This is a genomic window from Streptomyces sp. NPDC023157 (assembly GCF_055560575.1).
The window spans coordinates 27,396-49,641 of the sequence record NZ_JBVHIL010000003.1 but is presented as its reverse complement, the minus strand read 5'-3'; the positions used below and the strand labels follow the sequence as shown (position 1 = coordinate 49,641).

Below are 22,246 nucleotides of genomic sequence, written 5' to 3'. Positions count from 1 at the left end.
CGCTCCCACTGGTGGGGCCAGACCGTAGCGCCAACTGACGCCAAGGAAAAGAGGAGTTGGCGAAATTCCCCGGCCGGGTGCCTTCGACTCTTCGCGCGTCTTGACGCGGTCTTCTCGGCTCTGCACAGTGGGAGCGCTCCCACTGGTTCAGAGCTTGACCGTGCCCCACCCCGGCGCCGCCCCCACCTCCCGAGCCGCGAGGAGATCCTCCGCATGCCACCACGACCGCCGAGCCCACGCCCGAGCCGCCACCAGAGCCTCCCCCCGAGCCGCCGTCGAAGCCCCCACCGGCCGCTCCTCGCCCTGGCCGCCCTCCTCGCCCTCCCCGCCGGGATGCTGGCCGCCGGGCCGCCCGCCCAGGCGGCGGCCGTGCAGTGCGGCGTCGACTACCGGACCAACGACTGGGGTTCCGGCTTCACCGCCGAGCTCACCCTCACCAACCGCGGCACCGCGCCGCTCGACGGCTGGACCCTCGGCTTCACGTACGCGGGCGACCAGAAGCTGAGCAACGGCTGGAACGGCACCTGGACCCAGTCCGGCAAGGCCGTCACCGTCACCAACGCCGCCTGGAACGGCACCGTCGCCGCGGGCGCCGCCGTCACCACCGGCGCCCAGTTCTCTTACAGCGGCACCAACACGGCACCGGTCTCCTTCACCGTCAACGGCACCCCCTGCGCGGGCGCCCACCAGCCGCCCGTCACGGTCCTCACCAGCCCGGCGCCCGGCGCGGTCTACTCCGAGGGCGACGCCGTCCCGCTCGCCGCCACCGCGGCGGCCGCCGACGGGGCCACCATCACGAAGGTCGAGTTCTACAGCGACACGACCCTGGTCGGCACCGACACCACCGCCCCCTACACCCTCGGCGCCACCTCCCTGCCCGCCGGCGCCCACTCCCTCTACGCCAAGGCGTCCGACTCCCTCGGCGCGACCGGCGAGTCGGCGCCCGTCGGCATCACCGTCGCCGCGGGACCGGCCCTGGTCGCCACCCCCGCACAGCTCTCCGTACGCCAGGGCACGACCGGCACCTTCGGCCTCCGGCTCTCCACCCCGCCGGCCGCGAACGTCACGGTGACCGTGGCCCGCACCTCCGGCGTCACCGGCCTCACCGCGAGCCCGGCCGCCCTGACCTTCACCCCGGCGAACTGGAACACGGCCCAGCAGGTGACCGTCACCGCCGCGCCGACCGGCACCGGCACCGCCGTCTTCACCGCGACCGCCCCCGGCCACACCAGGACCGAGGTCACCGTCGCCCAGCTCGCCGCCGACTCCACGTACGACGCCCGATTCCTCGACCTCTACGGGAAGATCACCAACCCGGCCAACGGCTACTTCTCACCCGAGGGCATCCCGTACCACTCCGTCGAGACCCTGATCGTCGAAGCCCCCGACCAGGGCCACGAGACGACCTCGGAGGCGTACAGCTACCTCGTCTGGCTGCAGGCGATGTACGGGAAGATCACCGGCGACTGGTCCAAGTTCAACGGCGCGTGGGACACCCTGGAGAGGTACATGATCCCCACCCATGCCGACCAGGCCACCAACTCCTCCTACAACGCCGCCAAGCCGGCCACCTACGCTCCCGAGTGGGACCTGCCCTCGCAGTACCCGGCCGCGCTCGACACCACCGTCACGGCCGGGGCCGACCCGCTCGCCGCCGAGCTGAAGAGCGCGTACGGCACCGACGACATCTACGGCATGCACTGGATCCAGGACGTCGACAACGTCTACGGCTTCGGCAACGAACCCGGCACCTGCTCCACCGGTCCGGCCGCCACCGGACCCTCGTACATCAACACCTTCCAGCGCGGCCCCCAGGAGTCCGTCTGGGAGACCGTCCCGCACCCCACCTGCGACCGGTTCGCCTACGGCGGCAGGAACGGCTATCTCGACCTGTTCACCGGCGACAGCTCCTACGCCCGGCAGTGGAAGTTCACGAACGCCCCCGACGCCGACGCCCGCGCCGTCCAGGCCGCCTACTGGGCCGACGTCTGGGCCAAGGAGCAGGGCCGGGGCGCCCAGGTCGCGACGACCGTCGGCAAGGCCGCCAAGATGGGCGACTACCTGCGCTACGCCATGTTCGACAAGTACTTCAAGAAGGTCGGCGACTGCGTCGGACCGACCGCCTGCCCGGCCGGCACCGGCAAGAACAGCTCCCACTACCTCATGTCCTGGTACTACGCCTGGGGCGGCGGCGCCGACACCGGCGCCGGCTGGGCCTGGCGCATCGGCTCCAGCCACGCCCACGGCGGCTACCAGAACCCCCTCGCCGCCTACGCCCTCAGCGCGTACGCCCCGCTGAAGCCCAAGTCGGCGACCGGCGCGGCGGACTGGGCCACCAGCCTCGGCCGGCAACTGGAGTTCTACCGCTGGCTCCAGTCCAGCGAGGGCGCCATCGCGGGCGGCGCCACCAACAGCTGGCAGGGCCGCTACGCCACCCCGCCGGCCGGCACCCCCACCTTCCACGGCATGTACTACGACGAGAAGCCCGTCTACCACGACCCGCCGTCCAACCAGTGGTTCGGCTTCCAGGCCTGGTCGATGGAGCGGGTGGCCGAGTACTACCAGCAGACCGGCGACACCAAGGCCGGGACCGTGCTCGACAAGTGGGTCGCCTGGGCCCTCTCCCGGACCACGATCAACCCCGACGGCACCTACCGCGTCCCGTCCACCCTCCAGTGGTCCGGCGCGCCCGACACCTGGAACGCGGCGAACCCCGGCGGCAACGCGGGACTGCACGTCACCGTCGCCGACTACACCGACGACGTCGGCGTGACCGCCGCCTTCGCCAAGACCCTCACCTACTACGCGGCCAAGTCCGGCCACGCCGAGGCCAAACGGGTCGCCAAGGCCCTCCTCGACGGCATGTGGGCCCACCACCGGGACGCGCTCGGCCTCGGCGTCCCGGAGACCCGCACCGACTACAGCCGCTTCGACGACCCGGTGTACGTCCCCGGCGGCTGGACCGGCACCATGCCGAACGGCGACACCGTGAACTCCGCGTCGACCTTCGCCTCGCTCCGTTCCTTCTACGAGAAGGACCCGGCCTGGCCGAAGATCGAGGCCTACCTGGCGGGCGGCGCCGCACCCGTCTTCACCTACCACCGGTTCTGGGCCCAGGCGGACATCGCCCTGGCCATGGGCTCGTACGCGGAGCTGCTCGAATAACCGCCGCCCCGCGAAGGCGAGCGCGCTGCGCGTACGACGAGACCGGGCGGACCCGCGGGAGGGTCCGCCCGGTCCGGGGCTCAGGAGGCGAGGAAGCGGGCGTCGAGACCGAGCTCGTGGTTCCTGACGGCCTCCCGCACGCCCTTGACGAAGCCGTTCCAGAAGTAGTCGGCGTAGGGGCTGTCCGGGCTGGGGACCCCGGCGGTGTTCCGGCGGTTGTCCGCCCCCGAGAAGGTGCCGAACATGGCCTCCCGCAGCGCCGTCGAGATCTCCAGCTGGGCGCCGGCGCCGGAACGGGTGCGGTTGACGATGTTGGCCGGGTCGTCGCCGTTGATCGGGTCGTCGGCACCCGCGATGACGACGTTCACGTTCCAGTTGATGCTGGTGGTGGGGGAGGTGATCCCGTACTTCGCGAGGGAGGCCAGCAGATTGCGCTTGAGGCGCTCGTCCCGGCCGCCGATGATGATCTTCCGCTCGGCCGAGTCGAAGCCGTGGAGGGAGACGGCGTACAGGTTGTTCGCACACACGGCGAGTGCGGCCGGGTCGTCGCAGTTGGTCGAAGTGACGTGCTGCGGCGCCGAGTTCTTCAGCGTCTCGAACATCCAGAAGTCGCGCTGCGGCTCACCGGGCGCCGTCGAGGCCGCCGGATCGGTGTCGTACGCGAACGGCTTGTAACCTGCCACGGCCATGCACAGCTCACTGGTACCCGCCTCCAGCCCGCCGCCGTGCGGGGCGATGACGGCGGTGCTGCCGAGGGGGAGGCTGGAGGCCTTGGTGTTGTCCGTGACCACGGCCGGAGCGCCGATACGGAAACGGCGCATCCAGTCGATGCCCTCCAGGGCCGCGTTCTTGCTGTACAGCTCGGTGTTGGAGCCGTACGTGTCGGCCGCGGCGGCCGGCGTGGCACCGGTGCCGGCGATGGCGTTGAGCGTGGGCAGGGCCGCCGCCGCGGCGACGGCGGAGGCGAGGACGGAGCGTCGGCTGGTCTGATTCATGGGGCGATCCTGCACGACGCCTCCGCAGCCCCGACCACGGGGTCCCACCGGACATGACAAACCGCCTGCCGCTCGCTCAGCAGCCCGGCACCGGCGCCCCGCCACGGCCGGTCCCCGGCGGCGGCCCGAACTCCAGCCGCACGCTGTCGTTGCGCGGGAGGACGAGCGCGACCCCGTCCTCCGGCGTCCACCGGGTGGGCACCAGGACGTACTGGTTCCCGGACTGGAGGATGAGCACGAGCCCGTCGTAGCGGTAGCCGTACGCGGGCTCGGTGTCCGCGCCGGCCGCGCAGCGCGTCTCACGGACCCCGGGTCCCCCGAGGGCGAGGCTGTGCGCGCTGTACACCACCGTGGACGGGTAGTCGGCGAGCCCGGCCGCGAACCGCTTCGCCCGGACCGTACCGACGGAGGCGGCGTAGTCGTTGGTCGCCCACACGATGCCCAGCATGACGAGAGCGAAGACCACCGACCACTCGACGAGGGTGGCCCATTCGGGGCGGGGGGAGGGGGCCGGGGGCGGGTCGGGGGTGGTGTCGGGAGGCGTGGGCGTGGGCGAGGGGGATCCGGGTTCGGGTGCGGGCTCCCGTGATGGGGCCGGCGCCGGAACGGGTACGGGGGCCGGAACCCGTATCGGTACCGGCACGGGCACGGACACGGGCACCGGCTCCGTCGCCGTCCGGCGTACGAGGTGACGGGCGTACGCCAACAGTGTCACCCCGACGGACAGGCTCAGCGGGGCCAGGGTGAGCACATCGCTGAGGAACGTCACCCTGAACGTCGACCACAGGCCCCCCAGCGTCAGCAGGAGCCCGGCGACCGCGAGGGCCGCCGTCGCCCGGCGTCGCGCCACCGGCCCCAGGCGCGCGGCGAGTCCGCGCCGCACCAGGTCGTACCCCCAGAAGGCGCCCACGCCGAGGGTCGCGAGCACCGTCAGCGGCACCCACATGACGTCCAGGCTGCGCATCAGGTAGTCCGCCGTGCTGAAGCCGAGGACGGTGGAGTTCACCCTGAAGTACGCGAAGAACCAGTACGCGTGGTAGTAGCCGAAGTAGTAGAGCAGCGCGGTGACCAGGCTCGTCGGCGCGGCGACGGCGCCGACGAGCGTGCCGAGGCGGCTGAGGCCGCCCGCGCCTTCGTTCACGCGGGCGGGGCGCTGTCGGCGGACGTGGAGGCCCCGTCGGTGGCTTCGGCCGGGTCGGTCGGCCCGCCGGTGTCCGTCGAACCGTCCGTCGGCTCGTCCGTCGGTCCCTCCGTCGGCCCCTCCGTCTCCGGGCCGCACACGCCCACGACGGACACGGTCCCGCCCCGCTCGACCGAGGACTCGGCCGCGGGCTCCATGTGGTCGTAGCCGCAGGGCCCGTCGGTCAGCGTGCCGCCCTCCGTGCGGTAGACGCGCTCCAGGGTCACGCAGAGGGTGCCGTCCCCGCAGGCGTCCTCGAACATCTTCTTGATGTCGGCCCAGTTGGCGCGTCCGCTGGCGGTGCCGGCGTCGAACAGGAAGCCGTTCCTGCCCCACTCGGGGATCTTGAGCGGCCCCGGGACGCCGCCGTCGCCGCCCCCGCTCCCGCCGCTGCTCCCGCCTTTGCCGGGCGCCGGCTGCCCGCCGCCGTCGGCGCTGCCGCGGGGGCCGCCGGCTCCGTCTCCCGTGTCCCCGCAGGCGACCGCGGCCGGCAGACACAGGAGAAGGACAACGGCCAGACGGGCAGCGCTCGTTGACATCCACATGACGCACCACCGATCCCCCGACGACGGAGTGGTGCTCGGAGGATGGCACACGCGGTCACCGTGCGTACAGGGCTCGCGTACGGTCGGGTCAGCGCACCCCGAGCAGATGCTCGAGAGCCAGCTGGTCGAGCCGCTCGAAGGCCATCGAGCGCTCGGCGGCGGCGACCGCGTCGAAGGTCTCGTACGCGGTGGGGTCGGCGAGCAGGCCCGCGAGGCCGTCGGCGGCGGTGGGCACGGCCAGTTCGTCGAGCCGGGAGGCGTCGAGGGCGGCCCGGACCTCCGGGTCGGCGCGGAAGGCGGCGGCACGCTCCTTGAGGATCAGGTAGTTGCGCATGCAGTTCTTCGCGGACTCCCACACGCCGTCGAAGCCGTCGGTGCGCACGGGCTTGAAGTCGAAGTGGCGCGGACCCGGGTAGCCGGCCGTCTCCAGGAGGTCGACCAGCCAGAACGCCTGGCGCAGATCGCCCGCGCCGAAGCGCAGGTCCTGGTCGTACTTGATGCCGGACTGGCCGTTGAGGTCGATGTGGAACAGCTTGCCGGCCCACAGCGCCTGCGCGATGCCGTGCGGGAAGTTGAGCCCGGCCATCTGCTCGTGGCCCGTCTCCGGGTTGACGCCCACGAGTTCGGGCCGCTCCAGGCGCTCGATGAAGGCGAGGGCGTGGCCGATCGTCGGCAGCAGGATGTCCCCGCGCGGTTCGTTCGGCTTGGGCTCGACGGCGAAGCGGAGCTCGTAGCCCTGCTCGGTGACGTACTGCCCGAGCAGGTCGAAGGCCTCCTTCATCCGGTCGAGCGCCACGCGCACGTCCTTGGCGGCGCCCGACTCGGCACCCTCCCGGCCGCCCCAGGCCACGTACACCGAGGCGCCGAGTTCCACGGCGAGGTCGATGTTGCGGATCGTCTTGCGCAGGGCGAAGCGGCGCACGTCCCGGTCGTTGGCGGTGAAGGCGCCGTCCTTGAAGACGGGGTGCGTGAAGAGGTTGGTGGTGGCCATGGGCACCTTGAGGCCCGTGCGGTCGAGCGCGGCACGGAAGCGCTTCACGGCCGTCGCCCGCTCGGTTTCTTCCGCTCCGAACGGAATGAGGTCGTCGTCGTGGAAGGTGACGCCGTACGCGCCGAGGGCGGCGAGCCGTTCCACCGACTCGACGGGGTCCAGGGCGGGGCGGGTCGCGTCCCCGAACGGATCGCGGCCCTGCCAGCCGACGGTCCACAGGCCGAAGGTGAAGCGGTCGTCGGGCGTGGGAAGAAGATGCTGCGGCATGTCCGGCTCCTTCGAGAGGCTGGCCACCAGATTTGTTTTCTGAGATAACTAATACCGCCGGGGAGGGCCCGGGCGCCAGTGCCCGGCCCACGACGCCCCGACGCAGACAGCAGGAAGGAGAGGTGGCCATGCCGGAACGCCCGGTGGTGATCGGCGTCGACAGCTCCACCCAGTCCACCAAGGCCGCGGTCGTCGACGCGGGGAGCGGCGCCCTGCTCGCCGTCGGCCGCGCACCGCACACCGTCACCGGCACCGGAGGGGCCCGCGAGAGCGACCCCGAGGCCTGGTGGGCCGCCCTCGGCCAAGCCGTCACGGCGGCCCTGAAGCAGGCGGCCGTACCGCCCGCCGCCGTCACCGCCCTCGCCGTGGCGGGCCAACAGCACGGCCTCGTCACCCTCGACGCCGAGGGCCGCCCGCTGCGCCCCGCCCTCCTCTGGAACGACACCCGCTCCGCACCCCAGGCCACCGCCCTCACCGCCGCGCTCGGCGGCCCCGGCCCCTGGCTCACCCGCACCGGCTCCGTCCCCGTCGCCGCCGTGACGGCCACCAAGTGGCAGTGGCTGCGCGACCACGAACCCGCCACCGCCGCCCGTGCCGCCGCCGTCCGCCTCCCCCACGACTTCCTCACCGAACGCCTCTGCGGCGAGGCGGTCACCGACCCCGGCGACGCCTCGGGCACCGGGTGGTACGCCACGAACCCCGCCACCGGACCCGCCGCCTACGACCCCGCCGTCCTCGACCTCCTCGGCCTGGACCCCGCCCTGCTGCCGGCCGTCGCCCCGACCGGCGGCACCCGCGTCGGCACCCTGACCCGCGCCGCCGCCGAGGCCCTCGGCCTGCCGCGGAGCACCGCCGTCGCCGCCGGAACCGGCGACAACATGGCCGCCGCCGTCGGCCTCGGTCTCGGCGCGCGCGGCCTCCTCGACCACCCGGTCGTCAGCCTCGGCACCTCGGGCACGGTCTTCGCCGCCACCCGCACCCGCCCCGCGAGCCCGGGCATCTCCGGCTTCGCCGCGACCGACGGCACCTACCTGCCGCTCGGCTGCACCCTGAACTGCACGCTCGCGATCGACCGTATCGCCGGCCTCCTCGGTCTCGACCGGGAGGACGCCCGGCCCGGCGACGGCCTCGTCCTCCTCCCGTACCTCGACGGCGAACGCACCCCCGACCTGCCCCGCGCCACCGGACTCCTCACCGGCCTGACGCACGCCACCACCGCGCCCGCCCTGCTCGGCGCCGCCTACGAAGGCGCCGTGTTCACCGTGCTGCGCGCCCTCGACGACCTGCTCGCCGCCTGCGGCCTCGACCCCGCCGCACCGGCCGTACGAGACCGCCCCCTGCGCCTGATCGGCGGCGGCGCCCGAGGCCGGGCCTGGACCGAGACCGTGCGCCGGCTCTCCGGACGCGCCCTCGTCGTCCCCGCCGCCACCGAACTCGTCGCCCTCGGCGCCGCCGCCCTCGCCGCGGCCGCGGCGACCGGAACGGACCCGGTGGCACTCGCCGCCGCCTGGGGGACGGGCGCCGGACGGACCCTCGAACCCGTGGCGCGGGACGAGGAGACCTGGGCCCGGATCGAGACGGTCCTCGACGGGGCGGCACCGACGCTCCTCGCGTGACCCCGTGCCGGACCCTGTCCCCTCTGCTTCCTACGTCTCCCAGGGCATGGCGGGGAGTCGGACCGTCACCTCAAGGCCACCGGCCGGACGGGGCGCAAGGGTGAGGGTCCCGTCGTGGGCGCGTACGACGCTGTGGACGAGGGCGAGACCGAGGCCGACGCCCGCGTGCTCGTCGGTGCGGACCCGCTCCGTCCCGCGCTGGAAGGGTTCGACGAGGGTCGGCACCAGGTCGGGCGGGACCGGCGGGCCCGTGTTCTCGACCCGCACCAGGCTCGTGTCGCCGCACGTCCCGGTGTGGACCGTCACCGTGCCGCCGGCGGGCAGGTTGTGGACGAGGGCGTTCTGGACGAGGTTCGTCACCATCCGCAGCAGGAGCTCCGCCGAGCCGTCGGCCGGCGCCGCTCCGCCGGTGACGTCGAGGGTGATCCCGCGCCGCTCGGCGAGCGGGAGCAGGGTCTCGGCGGCCTCCTCGGCGACGAGGGAGAGGTCGACGCTCTCGCGGGTGAAGGCGGCGCGGTCGCTGCGGCTGAGGAGCAGCAGCGCCTCGGTGAGGTCGATCGCGCGCGTGTTGACGGTCCGGAGGCGCGCGAGGAGTTCGTCGCGGTCCCGCGTGGGGTCCTGCCGGGCGACGTCGAGGAGGGTCTGCGAGATGGCCAGCGGGGTGCGCAGCTCGTGGGAGGCGTTGGCCGCGAACCTCCGCTGCTCGGCGACGTGCGACTCCAGTCGTTCCAGCATCGTGTCGAACGCGTCGGACAGCTCCCGGAACTCGTCCTGGCGGCCGCCCATCCGGATCCGGTGCGACAGCGACCCGCCCCCGGCCAGCCGCGCCGCACCGGTGATCCGCCCGAGCGGAGCGAGCATCCGCCCGGCCAGGACCCACCCCCCGACCAGACCGAACACGAGGAGGAAGGCCATCGCCACGGCCGCGGCGGGGGCGAAGGTGTGCACGAGGAGGTAGCGGTTCGGCGAGATCCCGAGCAGCCCCTGAGAGGTGTCGGGGACGTACCGCAGCAGGAACCCCCACACCACGGCGAGCAGGAGAGCACCGGCGACGGCGAGGAACCCCGCGTAGCTGAGGGTGAGCTTGAGCCGGGCGCTGAGCCCGGGACGCCTACGCACGGGGACGGTGGGGGAGGGAAGCGCCGGCACCGGCGTCGGCGTCGGCGCGGTTGCTCGCACGCGCGCCCCCGCCCGTACCGGTGTCGATGCGGTAGCCGACGCCCGGCACCGTGGCGATGACCCAGGGTTCGCCGAGCCGTTTGCGCAACGCGGAGACGGTGATCCGTACGGCGTTGGTGAAGGGGTCGGTGTGCGCGTCCCAGGCGCGTTCCAGCAGCTCCTCGGCGCTCACGACGCCGCCCTCGGCCGAGACGAGGACTTCGAGCACGGCGAACTGCTTACGGGTGAGGGCGACGTACCGCCCGTCGCGGAAGACCTCGCGGCGGAACGGGTCGAGCCGCAGGCCCGCGAGCTCGCGGACCGGCGGCCGGGCGTACGCGCGCCTGCGGTCGAGCGCGCGCAGCCGCATGACGAGCTCCCGCAGCTCGAACGGCTTGGTGAGGTAGTCGTCGGCGCCGAGCGCGAACCCGGACGCCTTGTCGTCGATCCGGTCCGCCGCGGTCAGCATGAGGATCGGGATGCCGCTGCCGGAGGCCACGATGCGCCGGGCGACCTCGTCGCCGGAGGGGCCGGGGATGTCGCGGTCCAGGACCGCGAGGTCGTAGGAGTTGACGCCCAGCAGCTCCAGGGCGGAGTCGCCGTCGCCCGCGATGTCGGCGGCGATCGCCTCCAGCCGGAGCCCGTCACGTACGGCCTCGGCCAGATAGGGCTCGTCCTCCACGATCAGTACACGCATGCCCGAAGCGTAGGGAACGCGGGATATCGCCGACGTATGGCCTCCCGGAGCACCCGGGGCGGCGGTCGCCGAAAGACAGGCCCTAGCGGTGGCTCCCGTCGCGTGCCCGAACCGAAGGCAGTCGTGACGCGGTGCGCCACCAGCGGCGTGACGCCAGCCCGGCCAGCGCGGCACCGACGGCGTTGACCAGGACGTCGTCCACGGAGGACACCCGGTCCAGCCGCAGCACGTACTGGGCCGTCTCGACCAGGACCGAGCAGGCCGCCCCGAGCGCCAGGACGCGCGGCACGGACGCCAGTGCCGCCCACCGCATCGGGGCGAAGAACCCCAGCGCCGCGAAGACCAGCAGGTTGCCCACGATCCCCACCGGCCCCATCGTGACCAGGTCCCGCAGCGGCACCAGGCTCACCCGAGCCGGGACGACGCCCGCCCCGCCGCCCGGCATCATCGTCATCCACACGAACGGCACCGTGCCGACCACCATGCCCACGTCGGCCAGCGACAGCCGCCCGGCCGAGGCGATGCCCGCCGCGCGCCGCCGACGCGCCAGAATCCACGCCGCCAGTGCCGCCGGGGGCAGCGCGACCAGCGTCATGAGCACGGTGCCGTTGAAGGTGTCGTAGCAGCCGTGCCACCGCCCGGCCACGCACGCCGGGGCGGACATCATGAGCGGCCGCCGCATGCCGAACAGGAGGCCGGCCACGCCGAGGACCGCCACGCCGGAGAGCGCGATCCTGCGCGTACGGCGGGGCGGTGCGGACGGTGTCGGCGGTGTGTCCGGTGCGGCGGTCAGGGAAGCGTCGGCGATCATGTGCCCAGGATGGGCGGAGGACCGTTCCGGCGGCGTATGCGCATTTCCATACGCTCGCGATATACGGGCCCGTCCTGCTTCCAGGCCGGCGTCTACTGCGGTGTCCCGGCGGCGAACGCGGCCTGCGCCGCTGCCCAGCGCGCACCTGAGGAACAGCTCAGTACGCCGGAACCCGGGCGAACCGCTCCGTGACGTGCAGGTCCGCCTCGATGGCGCCGATCGTCCGCGCGAGCTCCGGCAACACCTCGGCCACGCACTCCTCACGCGACCTGCGGGCGCTGTGCAAGGCCACGTTGACCGCCGCGACGACCCCGCCCGCCCGGTCGCGCACCGGCAGGGCGATCGACCGCAGACCGACCTCCAGCTCCTCGTCGACCAGCGCGTACCCCTGCCGGCCCACCTCCTCCAGGAGGGCGCCGAGCTCCGCGCGGCCGGTCACCGTGTACGGGGTGAGGGCGGCCGGCTCGGTCCGCGCGAGCCGCTCCGCACGCTCCTCGGGGGCGAGCCCGGCGAGCAGGACGCGGCCCATGGAGGTGGCGTAGGCGGGGAAGCGCGTGCCGATGGTGATGTGGACGTTCATGATGCGGCTGGTCTCGACCCGGCCCGTGTACTGGACGTCGTCGCCCACGAGCACGGCCAGCGAGGTCGACTCGCGCACCCGCGCGGCCAGCTCGGCGAGGTGCGGCTGGGCGATCCGGGTGAGCGTGGTCCGCGACAGCGGCGGGAACCCGAGCGACAGCACCCTCGGCGTGAGCCGGAACGCCCGCCCGTCCACCGCCACGCACCCCAGGTGCTCCAGCGTGATCAGCGCCCGCCGCGCGGTGGCCCGGGCGAGACCGGTCGCCTCGGCGACCGCCGTCAGAGGCAGCGCCTCCCGACCCTCGCCGAACGCCGTCAGCACCGTCAGCCCGCGCGCCAGCGACTCGACGAACTCCCGCCCCAGCTCCTGCTTGGACGCCCCGGTCCAGGACGCGAGCCCCGTCGCCTCCGCCGGAGCCGCCGGGGGCGCCTCCCGCAGCACCCGCTCCATGGCGGCGGCGGCGTCCCGCAGCCTTGGCAGCAGCACCTCCGGCAGCGAGGCGGCGTCATGCCGGCTGGTGTGGCCGGCCGCGCTCAGCACGCACACGATCCGCCCCGCCGGCTCGCGCACCGGCACCGAGAGCGCCACGAGCCCCGGTTCGATCAACTGGTCGTCCACCGCCCAGCCGCGCTCCCGCGCCTCGTCGACACGCCGCTCGAAGTCGCCGGGCGCTCCGGCCCGCCGGGGCACGGCGGGAAACCCGAACTCCCGAGGATCGACGGTCCGCCGCTCCCGCCACCCCGCCCACATGCCTTCGTTCCACTCGGAGGCGAACAAAGTCCCGGGCGCGGTGCGTTCGGCGGGCAGCAGATCGCCGATGCGGAAGCTCACGGACATCGCCCGCCGCCGGGTCGCCTGGTACACGAACCGGATGCCGTCCCCGTCCGCCACCGCCAGCGACACCGACTCGTCCAGCGCGTCGGCGAGCGCGTCGGCCAGACCGCCGAGCAGGTCCGGCAGGCGTACGGAGGCGAGATAGGCGTTGCCGAGTTCGAGCAGACGCGGCGCGAGGACGACGTCCCGCCCCTCGACCCGGACGTATCCCATGCGGGACAGCGTCGCAGTGATCCGGTCGACCGTGGACCGCGCGAGCCCGGCGGCCCGCTCCAGCTCACCCACCGGCATCCGCCCGCCGGCGTCGGTGAGGCGGCGCAGCACGTCGACCCCGCGCAGCAGCGGGGTGACGGCCTCGGGCGGCGCGGCTGGGGCCGGGTCGTGCGTCGGTGGCATGCGGTCTCCGTCGTGGATCTCCGGCCCACCGTAGTGAACACGACGACACCCGGCCACGGCGGGCCGCCGACACCGGCCCCCGTCGGACCCGGACCCACTCCCACCACGCCGCCGCGCCGACGGAGAACTACACGGGGCCGCCGCTCGACCTGTGGGGCCGGGGGGCCGGGACCGGGTCGAAGGCGACGCCGGGCGGGAGCGTGTAGCCGAGTTCGACGAGGCGGGCGGCTACTTCGGGGGGTGTGAGGCCGGTGGTCGCGGCGGCGTGGACGATGTGGGCGAGGGTGGTGGGTTGGTCGGGGGTGAGCCAGATACGCCTGGTGACGTGGGGCACCGACAGCAGGCGGGCATCGGCGGGGTGAGCCTCCACGGGGAGCGGTGTCGCGGACGGCAGGTGGTACCCCAGGGCCGCGAGGCGATCTCGGACGTCGTGAGGGGGCCGACCCGCCATGGTCGCGGCGGTAAGGACGTGCCCCAGCGCCACGGGTTGACCGGTGTTCAGCCAGGGTTCCTTTCGATCCAGATCGCGACTCAGCAGCAGTGTGTCGTCGGGGTGTGCCAGAGACGGCAAGGCCAGATCCTCGGGTACGGGGACGCCTAGTTCACGCCATCGCGCGATGACCTCCTCCGCCATCAATCCGGAACGTGTTGCCGCCAGGATGGCCTGAGAAACGGAGACTCGCTCCGCGTCCACCCATGGTCGCGAGCTGTCGCCATGTTCGCTCAGGATCAGTAGATCCTGGGAGCGCCGCTCCTGAACCGTGCTGCTCGGCGCCGTGCACTGGAATCCGAGACCTGTCAGTCGCTCGGCGATCGCCTGTGGCCGGCGTCCAAGGCGCTCGGCTGCGAGAAGGACATGTCCCCACGGTACGGGCGCCTCGACGGCGAGCCAGGGAGGGGAACCGTCCAGATCGCTGCTCATCAGCCGGAGATCGACCTCGTCGACCGTGTCGATGTCGATGGAGAGGAGCGGCATAGTACCGCCCAGAGCCTCTAACCGCGTGACGAGTTCACTCGGCCGTCGGCCGGTGCTCTGGGCGGCTTGGATCACTCCGGCCAAAGGCATGGTGGCGGTGGAGCCACACCGCCTGACGACTGCGATGTCCTCCTGTTCGAGCGAGTCCGGTACGCGGAACCAGTGGGGCAGCCGCATCCCGAACGCTCCAAGCCGCGCAGCTGCTTCCTCGGGCCTGCATCTCAGCCTGCGGGCGATGCTGAGAACGGCGGAGGGAGGAACCGCTTGCCCCGCCTTGAACGGTTCGTCCAACCCCTCGTCCAGTGCTTCCAGTACATCGATGTCCTCGGGCGAGGCGCTATCAGGAAGGGTGATGGCTGGGTGAAGGCGGAAGCCGAGTTCCTGTAGGCGCTGAGCAGCCGCAGCGGGCGTGATGCCGTGATCTCTGGCTGCCGTGAGCGTGCTCTGCAGGATTTGTAGGCTGTTGTAGAGCCTGGGCGAACTGATGTTGAGCGGAGTATCGGCTTGGGGCGCCCACCGAGAGGGAACCAGGAGCGTGTAGTCGAGGGGCTGGGCGACCAGAACCTCGTCGGGGGCCGTCACCGAGACGCCGGGATACGCGCCCGCCTTCGCCCACGCCAGAACGCGCCATTCAGTGAGCCGGGAATGGTCCTCAAGGCGTCTCGGGGTGGGCCAGGAGTTTGTCGCTTGGGCCTCGAAGAGGAGTGTGTCCGGTGCGAAGCAGCCGATGGCGGCCACCGCGCCGACATGATGGTGCACGCCCCACGGCTGATAGTCGGCGTCGATGGCCTGCGCCAGCACGGCGTCGGCCAGTTCCGCCGATGTGTGATGCATCAGGCGCGTCAGCCATTCCGGCGAGAGGACGGCTCCTTCCGCGCCGAGGAGAGCGGGGATCTGCCGCGTGAGCACCCCGTGCACGTGTCCCACGTCGAACGAAAGACACCGCTTCCGGTCCACCGTCAGCGACGGCGCCTTCGCGCCCGCCAGATTGACCACCGCGCCGAAGTACGGCTCCCCGCACCACAACCCGTCCGCCAGCACCGCCCCCATCGACCCGCACCACCACACCGCACGGTCGGACGTCTCCACCACGGCCGCGTCGTGATCGCGCACCGCCGTCCCGCCGAACGGATCGGTCGTTCCCAGGGGCGCCGCCTCCGAGAGCTCCCCCGGGAGCCACACCAACGGGTCCCCATCCGCCCCCTCCCGCACGTCCTCCGCCCGCACCCGGAAGTCCGACACCCACAGCAACCGCCGCAGCAGCTCCTTCGCGGAAGGCGCGTTCGCCGGGTCGCGGAGGTACAGGCGGACCGTCGTGCCGGCGCCGTGGCCTCGGCCCAGGTCCTGGATGCGGAAGAGCGCGCCGGGGCCCGCGATGTCGACGCGGAGGCGTTGGCCGGGGTGGCCCTCGCGGTCGAGGCGGCAAGTGGTGACCCGGATGTCGTCGGCGATCATGAAGTAGCTGAGGACGCCGATGCCGAAGCGGCTGTTGGGGTGCATGTCGATGCCCTGGGAGCGCCACTTGGCGAGCTCCTCGACGTACTCGGGCAGGTCGGCGAAGCGCATGCCCGCGTGGGAGAAGACCTCGCGGAGTTCGCGCTCGCCCATGCCCACGCCGTCGTCGGTGCACTCGATGTACGCGCGTCCGCCCTCGACGCCCTGCACGAAGGTGATCGAGCCGGTCCACGGGGTCGCGTAGCCGGGGGAGGTCGCCCGGAGGTAGGCCGTGCGCGCGTCCCGGTAGCGGCAGGCGTCCAGGGCGTTCTGGTAGAGCTCGCGGATGGCGAGGGCGGGGTCGCCGTACAGTTCCTCGCCCATGAGGAGTTCCTGTACGCGGTCGTCGGCGAGCCGGAAGCGCAGGTCGGTGGACTCGTACACGCGTTTGCCCTCGGGGGTGAGGGCGGCGAGGACCTGGTCGGCGGTGGCGTGTGCCGGGAGGCCGTAGAGCGCGTCGAGCTGGGGTTCGGTGGAGGCCAGGACGTCGATCGTGCCCAGGACGCCGTCCAGGGAGGCGGCCTGCTGCTGGAGGGCGAGTCCGACCGCGGGGTGCTCGCAGGTGGCCCGCAGGACGCGGGTGCGGCCGTGGGGGTCCCAGCCCGCCTTGTCGAGGGTGTGGTGCATCCCGGCCAGGTCCACGGCGTAGCTGATGCCGACGTGGTCGACGACGACGTCGCCCAGCATGAGGGGGTCGATGGCCGACCGGTGGGCGACCGTGAGCAGGGCGAAGACGAGCTGTTCGCGTACGCGTTGCTCGACGTCGGACGAGCCGGCGATGGGGCGCACGGGACGCTTGGCCGCGATGTCCGGTACGGCGCGGAGTCCTCGTATCAGGGCCATGAGCCGGGCGGGTTCGAAGACCTCCGACACTAGGCGCTCGATGGGTGCCGTGGGTGCGCAGGGGGTCCGGAGCGGGGCGGTCAGCTCGGTGAGGGCGTCGCCCTGGAGGGTCGGCGGGCGCCGGTCGAGCCAGCGGTGGAAGAGCCACCAGGCGATCCCCGCGGCGTCGGCCGGGTCGTCGGCCGCGGCCCGGGCCGCCCGGCGGGTCAGCCGCGAGTGGTTGGCGATGTGGTCCTCGTACGCGGCTCTGGCGGGGGAGGGGTCGGGGGCACGGTCCAGGTGCAGCGGCAGGACGTCGAGGGCGTCGGCGGCCGAGCGGCTGCCGTAGGCGGCGTACAGGAAGGGGATCGCCACGAGGAGGGCGGCCTCGGCGGGGGAGAGGAGGAGCCGTTTCGGGTCGACGACCTTGGACAGGAGCCAGGCCACGCGTTCCGTCATGCGTTCGGCGAAGCCGGGCACCGACCAGGGGTCGTCCTTCAGCCGGTCCCGGTCCGCCGCCGAGGTGGCGTACAGGTGGTGGGCGAGGCGGGCGGTGGCTTCCTGGAGGACGTCCGCGCCGGGGCCGCCCTCGACCTGCTGCCAGGCGGGGTGCTCCCTGGCCAGGGCGGCCCAGGGCGATTCGCCGGGCGCGAGCGGCGCGGCACGGTCGGGGCGGGGGAAGAGGACGAACGCGTCGATGTCCGTCTCGGTCTGCACGCGGACCCGCTGGCGGTGCCGGTCGTGTTCGGCGGTGAGCTGGTCGAGCGCGGGCTGGAGCCGTTCCTGGAGTTCGCCGAGGGTGCTGGGGCCGGTCCGGTCGACGATCAGGGTGCTCAGGGCGCGCGAGAAGAGGCTGAACGTGCTCTGGCCCGCGGTCGCGTAGCTCGCGGTCTCGCCCTTGGAGCAGGCGTAGACATGGCAGTAGTGGCGGTCGCCGACCCGCCGGACGCGCACGTCGGACCAGTTCCGGGTGTTGCCGACGCCCTTCTCCCGCAGGTCGATGCCCTCGCGGCAGGCGTCGACGAACACCACGATGTCGCCCGCCTCGCTGCGTTCGGCGTACGAACCGAAGTCGATAGGTACGCACTTGGCGGGGAAGTCGTGCATGCGGGTCAGCGCCCCGCGGGGGATCAGGTAGTCCTTGTCGGCGTGGTGGATGCCGTGGCCGCTGACGAAGACCAGCAGGGTCTGGTCGGGCTTCGCCTCCTGGAAGAAGATCTCGACCGCCGACTCGATGTCGTCGCGCCCGGTCTGGTCGGCGTCGTGCACCTCGACCGCGTATCCGACGCGCTCCAGCGCGCCGGACAGCTCGGTGAGGTCGTCCTCGATGAAGGGCAGATCGGGGATGAGGGCGTCCTTGTAGGACGGCACACCGATCAGCAGGGCCCGGTACGACGGCTCGCTCATGACGCGTCGGCCGGTCAGCCGCCGAAGGTGAGCGTGATCGCGCCCTTGGCGGCGACCTGGGCGGAGGTCCCCACGAACGCGATCCCGCCGCTCGCCGTGACCTCGAAGGAGACCTGCGCCTGACGCAACGGCATGCCGTTGTCGGGGACGCTGATCGTGCCCAGGACGTCCTGGAGGCCGTTGACCGCGCGCTGGAGGTTGTCCCGGAGCACGGACACGGGGATGTCCCGGACGCCCGTGCGCTCGCCGTCCCCGTCGCCGCCCTCGTTCCCGCCGCCGCGCCGGCCGAAGATGCCCTTGTCGCCGAAGCCGGCCGGGTCGGGGGCGGTGTCCCGGTCGTCGATCGACACGAGGAAGGGGAGGGTGAGGGTGTCCAGGGCGGTGTCGGTGGCATCCGTGCTGGACTGGGCGTTCTCGAACATCGTTCCCCCGGTGGCGGTATGTGCGGAGGCGACATCTTAGGGGCGACTCCGCGGCGCTGTACGGGAGTTGGGTGCTTCCGGCCAGGAGTGGCCGAATCCCGTCAGGGGCGGGGTCAGGGCGTCAGGGGCGGGGCCAGGGCCTGCCGTCGAGGCGTTCGATGTCGCGGTTGAAGCGCTCGAGGGCGGCGGCGAAGTCGGCGACCTCCTCCGGGGTCCAGTGCTCCAGGACCCGGGCCAGGCCCTGGAGGTTGAAGGCGCGGTCGGCGTCGAGGCGGCGCTCGCCCTCCTCGGTGATGCGGAACTTGCGGGCGATGCCGCCGTCCGGGTCGGGGATGCGTTCGACGACGCCGGCGCGGAGCATCGCGGCCGTCTGCCGGTTGAGCGTGGAGGCGTCCAGACCGAACGCCTCGGTCAGCTGGCTGATCGACATGGGGCCGACCATGCGGATCCGGCTGAGCAGCACGTAGGCGCTGCGGTCCAGCTGGCTGCCGGACGCCCGCGAGCGGGGGGCGTACAGGTGGGAGTGGCGTCCGAGGAGCATGGTCTCGAACTCGATCAGGTGCGTGGGCTTGTCCATGGGGTCCGTCGGCTCCGTAGGGTCCGTCGCGTTCATGAGGGCAGCATATGCAGCTTGCATCGGTTGTGCATCATGCACATCGTGTGTACTTTGCACACCGAGGGGTCGGGTGTCCGCCTGCCCCGACGCGTGCCGATCGAGGAGAGCCCATGTCGACCCCCACCCCAGCCGCCCGCCCCGGAGGGACCGGCGGCATCGTCGGTGTGCTCGCCCTCGCCGGCATCGTCGCCGCACTCATGCAGACCCTCGTCGTCCCCCTCATCGGTGATCTGCCCGAGCTGCTCGGCACCAGCGCGTCCAACGCCTCCTGGGTGATCACCGCCACCCTGCTCGCCTCGGCCGTCGCCACCCCCGTCGCCGGACGCCTCGGCGACATGTACGGCAAGCGGCGCCTGCTCCTCGCCTCCACCGTCCCGCTCGTCGCGGGCTCGGTCGTCTGCGCGCTGGCCGGCTCGGTCGCCCCGATGGTCGTCGGGCGCGGGCTTCAGGGCCTGGGGATGGGTGTCGTGCCGCTCGGCATCAGCCTGCTGCGCGACATCCTGCCGATGGAGAAGCTGGGCTCCTCGATCGCCCTGATGAGCGCCTCCATGGGCGTCGGCGGTGCCCTCGGACTGCCGTTCTCCGCCGCCGTCGCCGAGCACGCCAGCTGGCGCGTGCTGTTCTGGGTCGCCGCCGGCCTCAGCCTGCTCGTCGGCGTCCTCGTCTGGCTGGTCGCCCCGACCGGCCGGATCGCCCCCGTCGCCGGCCGCTTCGACGTCCTCGGCGCCCTCGGGCTCGGCGGCGGCCTGATCGCCCTGCTCCTCGCCGTGTCGAAGGGCTCCGTCTGGGGCTGGGGCAGCGCCACCACGCTCGGCCTGTTCGCCGCCGCGGCCGTCGTCCTGGGTGCCTGGGTGTGGTGGGAGCTGCGGACCCGCGACCCGCTCGTCGACCTGCGTGTCACCGCCCGGCCGCAGGTCCTCATGACCAACGCCGCCTCGATCCTGGTCGGCTTCTCCATGTACGCGCAGTCGCTCGTCATCCCGCAGCTCCTGCAGTTGCCCGAGGCGACCGGTTACGGTCTCGGCCAGTCGATGATGGCCATGGGCCTGTGGATGGCCCCGGCGGGCCTGATGATGATGGCGCTGTCGCCCCTCGGCGCGAAGCTGTCCGCCGCCCGCGGCCCCAAGGTCACCCTCGCCGTCGGCAGCCTCGTCATCGCCGTCGGCTACCTCTCCTCGCTGCTCCTCATGGGCAGCACCTGGGGCCTGCTCGTCGTCACCCTCGTCTGCAACACGGGTGTCGGCCTCGCCTACGGGGCGATGCCCGCCCTCATCATGGGAGCCGTGCCCCAGGCGGAGACGGCGTCCGCCAACAGCTTCAACACCCTCATGCGCTCCATCGGCAGCTCCGTGTCGGCCGCCGTCATCGGCGTCGTCCTCGCCCAGCTCACCATCGACCTCGGCGGCCACGCCCTGCCCTCCGAGACCGGCTTCCGCGTGGCGCTGCTGATCGGCGGAGGCGTGGCGCTCGCCGCCGCGGCCGTCGCCGCCCTCATCCCCGTACGCCCGCTCACCGCGGCCGCCGCTCAGCCGCAGCCCGCCCCGGCGGCTGGCACCGCGGCCTGACCGGCCCGGCCTCCACGAACGGAGAGAACACCCACATGACCCTGCCCCCGGCCCAGCCCGCCCAGGACTTCACCGGCCGCACCGTCGTCGTCACCGGGGCCGGCTCCGGCATCGGCCGCGCCACCGCCCTCGCCTTCGCCGGACGCGGCGCCCGCGTCGTCGTCGCCGACCTGAACGCCGAGTCCGCCGCCGAGGTCACCGCCCGGATCGAGGAGACCGGCGGAACCGCCGTCGCGGTCGTCGGCGACCTGAGCGAGCAGGCGGTCGTCGACCGCGTGGTCGCCACCGCGCTCGGGTCCCCCGGCCCCGACGGCACCAGCGGCACCATTGACGTGCTCGTCAACAACGCCGGGATCATGGACAGCATGTCCGCGGTCGCCGACGTGACCGACGCCGAGTGGGAGCGGCTGCTGCGGATCAACCTCACCGCGCCGTTCCTGCTGACCAGGGCCGTCCTGCCGCACATGCTCGACGCGGGCCGCGGCGCCGTCGTCTTCACCGCCTCCGAGGCGGCGCTGCGCGGTTCCGCCGCGGGCGCCGCCTACACCGCCGCCAAGCACGGCATCGTCGGCCTCACCAAGTCGCTCGCCGTGACCTACCGCCACCGGGGGATCCGCAGCAACGCCGTCGCCCCCGGCGGCACGATCACCAACATCCGCCTCGACATCGACCCGGAGGCCGCCGGACCGCAGGCCCTCGGCGCCTACATGGGCAACGTCGGACAGCCCGCCGAGGCCGAGACCCAGGCGGCGGCGATCGTCTTCCTCGCCTCCGACGCGGCGAGCAACATCAACGGTGTGGTGCTGCCCGTGGACGGCGGCTGGTCCGCCGTCTGACGGCGGTGACCGGGGCGGTCAGGACCGCCGGCGCGGCTTCCCGGAGCGTCCGCTCTTGGGAGCCGCGCCCCCGGCCGCCTTGCGCCGGCCGCCCGCGGCCTGGGGCTTCTGCCCCTGCTTCTGGCCGCCCTGCCGCTGGCCCTGCTTCTGCCCCTGCTTGGGCTTCGTCGGGGCGGCCTTCTGGGGCTTCTCGTCGGACCGGCGGCCGCGCGAGCTGTTCACGGTCCGGCCGCGCACGATCCCGATGAAGTCCTCCACCAGATCGGTGGTGGCCTCCTCCGGCCACGCCAGCGCGACCTGCGACTGCGGGGTTCCGTTCAGCGTCCGGTACGTGAGGTCCTTGCGGTGGTGCAGCCGCGCCAGCGACTGCGGCACGGCCAGCAGGCCGATCCCCGCCGCCACCAGCTCGATCGCGTCCGCCGTGGTCGCCGGCCGCTCGAACGCGGGACGGCCGGGCGGCCGCTCCCAGTCGAGCGTGTCGTCCTGCGGGTGCAGCAGGATCTCGTCGGCGACGTCCTCGACGTCCACCTCGTCCGCCGCGGCCAGCAGGTGGTCCTTGGGGACCACCACGACCGTCGTCTCGATGTAGAGGGGGATCGCGCTCAGGTCCGTACGGTCGACGGGCAGCCGCACGAAACCCGCGTCGGCCTTCCGCTCACGCAGCAGCCCGGCCACCTCGGCCGCCTCCACCTGCAGGAGCTCCAGCGGGACGTCGGGCAGGCGCTCCTTCCAGATCCCCACCCACTTGGACGGCGTCACACCCGGCACGTACGCCAGCCGGAAGGACGGGGCCGCGGGGGCGGTGGGAGCGGGGCGAGCGGGGGTGTGGGATACGTCCGAGCCTGTCACCTGGCCAGATTACCGGCCGTGGTC

The 22,246-nt window shown here is 73.0% G+C and carries 16 protein-coding genes; 4 read left to right on the top strand and 12 right to left on the bottom strand.

Annotated features, from left to right (window positions below; all coding sequences use genetic code 11):
- The first annotated feature begins 213 nt into the window (after positions 1-213).
- Positions 214-3,165, top strand: coding sequence for a glycoside hydrolase family 48 protein (locus ACZ3ZE_RS11520; RefSeq protein WP_467258649.1), 2,952 nt, complete (start codon positions 214-216; stop codon positions 3,163-3,165).
- An 80-nt stretch (positions 3,166-3,245) separates the two neighbouring features.
- On the opposite strand, the gene ACZ3ZE_RS11515 is transcribed toward ACZ3ZE_RS11520, so the two are convergent.
- The 4 genes from ACZ3ZE_RS11515 to xylA form a co-directional block, all read right to left on the bottom strand.
- A complete protein-coding gene (locus tag ACZ3ZE_RS11515; protein ID WP_361625880.1) occupies positions 3,246-4,160 on the bottom strand; it encodes a poly-gamma-glutamate hydrolase family protein in 915 nt (304 codons plus the stop codon).
- Positions 4,161-4,236: 76 nt separating this feature from the next.
- Entirely contained in the window at positions 4,237-5,301 is a 1,065-nt protein-coding gene (locus ACZ3ZE_RS11510) for a hypothetical protein (protein WP_467258646.1), read from the bottom strand.
- A complete protein-coding gene (locus ACZ3ZE_RS11505; protein WP_467258643.1) occupies positions 5,298-5,879 on the bottom strand; it encodes a hypothetical protein in 582 nt (193 codons plus the stop codon). Before ACZ3ZE_RS11505 ends, ACZ3ZE_RS11510 begins: the two co-directional genes overlap by 4 nt.
- Before the next feature lie 94 nt (positions 5,880-5,973).
- Positions 5,974-7,143, bottom strand: a complete 1,170-nt coding sequence (gene xylA, locus ACZ3ZE_RS11500; RefSeq protein WP_361167550.1) for a xylose isomerase — start codon at positions 7,141-7,143, stop codon at positions 5,974-5,976.
- A gap of 128 nt (positions 7,144-7,271) precedes the next feature.
- On the opposite strand from xylA, the gene xylB reads away from it, so the two are divergent.
- A complete protein-coding gene (xylB, locus tag ACZ3ZE_RS11495; protein WP_467258640.1) occupies positions 7,272-8,759 on the top strand; it encodes a xylulokinase in 1,488 nt (495 codons plus the stop codon).
- Between the two features lie 30 nt (positions 8,760-8,789).
- Here the strand turns inward: xylB and ACZ3ZE_RS11490 are convergent, their stop codons facing one another.
- The 7 genes from ACZ3ZE_RS11490 to ACZ3ZE_RS11460 form a co-directional block, all read right to left on the bottom strand.
- Positions 8,790-9,878: a sensor histidine kinase gene (locus tag ACZ3ZE_RS11490; RefSeq protein ID WP_361625889.1), complete on the bottom strand. Its 1,089-nt coding sequence runs from the start codon at positions 9,876-9,878 to the stop codon at positions 8,790-8,792.
- Positions 9,871-10,614 (bottom strand): response regulator transcription factor, encoded by a 744-nt coding sequence (locus tag ACZ3ZE_RS11485; protein WP_361625892.1) that lies wholly within the window; start codon positions 10,612-10,614, stop codon positions 9,871-9,873. The genes ACZ3ZE_RS11490 and ACZ3ZE_RS11485 overlap by 8 nt, the downstream gene beginning before the upstream one ends.
- An 82-nt stretch (positions 10,615-10,696) precedes the next feature.
- Entirely contained in the window at positions 10,697-11,425 is a 729-nt protein-coding gene (locus ACZ3ZE_RS11480) for a VanZ family protein (RefSeq protein ID WP_467258637.1), read from the bottom strand.
- Between the two features lie 157 nt (positions 11,426-11,582).
- A complete protein-coding gene (locus ACZ3ZE_RS11475; protein WP_467258635.1) occupies positions 11,583-13,235 on the bottom strand; it encodes an IclR family transcriptional regulator domain-containing protein in 1,653 nt (550 codons plus the stop codon).
- 127 nt (positions 13,236-13,362) lie between these two features.
- Entirely contained in the window at positions 13,363-17,934 is a 4,572-nt protein-coding gene (locus ACZ3ZE_RS11470) for a caspase family protein (RefSeq protein ID WP_467258632.1), read from the bottom strand.
- Positions 17,935-17,948: 14 nt separating this feature from the next.
- A complete protein-coding gene (locus tag ACZ3ZE_RS11465) occupies positions 17,949-18,356 on the bottom strand; it encodes a Pepco domain-containing protein (RefSeq protein ID WP_361167571.1) in 408 nt (135 codons plus the stop codon).
- Positions 18,357-18,477: 121 nt separating this feature from the next.
- On the bottom strand, positions 18,478-18,933 hold the full coding sequence (locus tag ACZ3ZE_RS11460; protein WP_361167744.1) for a MarR family winged helix-turn-helix transcriptional regulator: 456 nt from the start codon (positions 18,931-18,933) through the stop codon (positions 18,478-18,480).
- Between the two features lie 149 nt (positions 18,934-19,082).
- Between ACZ3ZE_RS11460 and ACZ3ZE_RS11455 the strand changes: the two genes are divergently transcribed.
- On the top strand, positions 19,083-20,537 hold the full coding sequence (locus tag ACZ3ZE_RS11455; protein WP_361167574.1) for an MFS transporter: 1,455 nt from the start codon (positions 19,083-19,085) through the stop codon (positions 20,535-20,537).
- Positions 20,538-20,572: 35 nt separating this feature from the next.
- Positions 20,573-21,373: an SDR family NAD(P)-dependent oxidoreductase gene (locus ACZ3ZE_RS11450; RefSeq protein ID WP_361625904.1), complete on the top strand. Its 801-nt coding sequence runs from the start codon at positions 20,573-20,575 to the stop codon at positions 21,371-21,373.
- 18 nt (positions 21,374-21,391) lie between these two features.
- On the opposite strand, the gene ACZ3ZE_RS11445 is transcribed toward ACZ3ZE_RS11450, so the two are convergent.
- Positions 21,392-22,222, bottom strand: coding sequence for a LysR family substrate-binding domain-containing protein (locus ACZ3ZE_RS11445; RefSeq protein WP_467258629.1), 831 nt, complete (start codon positions 22,220-22,222; stop codon positions 21,392-21,394).
- Positions 22,223-22,246 lie beyond the last annotated feature (24 nt).

Excerpts from the sequence above, each read along its gene's own strand:
- ACZ3ZE_RS11475 (WP_467258635.1), bottom strand. The coding sequence starts at position 13,235 with ATGCCACCGACGCACGACCCGGCCCCAGCCGCGCCGCCCGAGGCCGTC.
- ACZ3ZE_RS11470 (WP_467258632.1), bottom strand. The coding sequence starts at position 17,934 with ATGAGCGAGCCGTCGTACCGGGCCCTGCTGATCGGTGTGCCGTCCTAC.
- ACZ3ZE_RS11450 (WP_361625904.1), top strand. The coding sequence starts at position 20,573 with ATGACCCTGCCCCCGGCCCAGCCCGCCCAGGACTTCACCGGCCGCACC.
- ACZ3ZE_RS11480 (WP_467258637.1), bottom strand. The coding sequence starts at position 11,425 with ATGATCGCCGACGCTTCCCTGACCGCCGCACCGGACACACCGCCGACA.
- ACZ3ZE_RS11485 (WP_361625892.1), bottom strand. The coding sequence starts at position 10,614 with ATGCGTGTACTGATCGTGGAGGACGAGCCCTATCTGGCCGAGGCCGTA.
- ACZ3ZE_RS11455 (WP_361167574.1), top strand. The coding sequence starts at position 19,083 with ATGTCGACCCCCACCCCAGCCGCCCGCCCCGGAGGGACCGGCGGCATC.
- ACZ3ZE_RS11505 (WP_467258643.1), bottom strand. The coding sequence starts at position 5,879 with ATGTCAACGAGCGCTGCCCGTCTGGCCGTTGTCCTTCTCCTGTGTCTG.
- ACZ3ZE_RS11460 (WP_361167744.1), bottom strand. The coding sequence starts at position 18,933 with ATGGACAAGCCCACGCACCTGATCGAGTTCGAGACCATGCTCCTCGGA.
- xylA (WP_361167550.1), bottom strand. The coding sequence starts at position 7,143 with ATGCCGCAGCATCTTCTTCCCACGCCCGACGACCGCTTCACCTTCGGC.
- ACZ3ZE_RS11465 (WP_361167571.1), bottom strand. The coding sequence starts at position 18,356 with ATGTTCGAGAACGCCCAGTCCAGCACGGATGCCACCGACACCGCCCTG.
- ACZ3ZE_RS11520 (WP_467258649.1), top strand. The coding sequence starts at position 214 with ATGCCACCACGACCGCCGAGCCCACGCCCGAGCCGCCACCAGAGCCTC.
- ACZ3ZE_RS11515 (WP_361625880.1), bottom strand. The coding sequence starts at position 4,160 with ATGAATCAGACCAGCCGACGCTCCGTCCTCGCCTCCGCCGTCGCCGCG.
- xylB (WP_467258640.1), top strand. The coding sequence starts at position 7,272 with ATGCCGGAACGCCCGGTGGTGATCGGCGTCGACAGCTCCACCCAGTCC.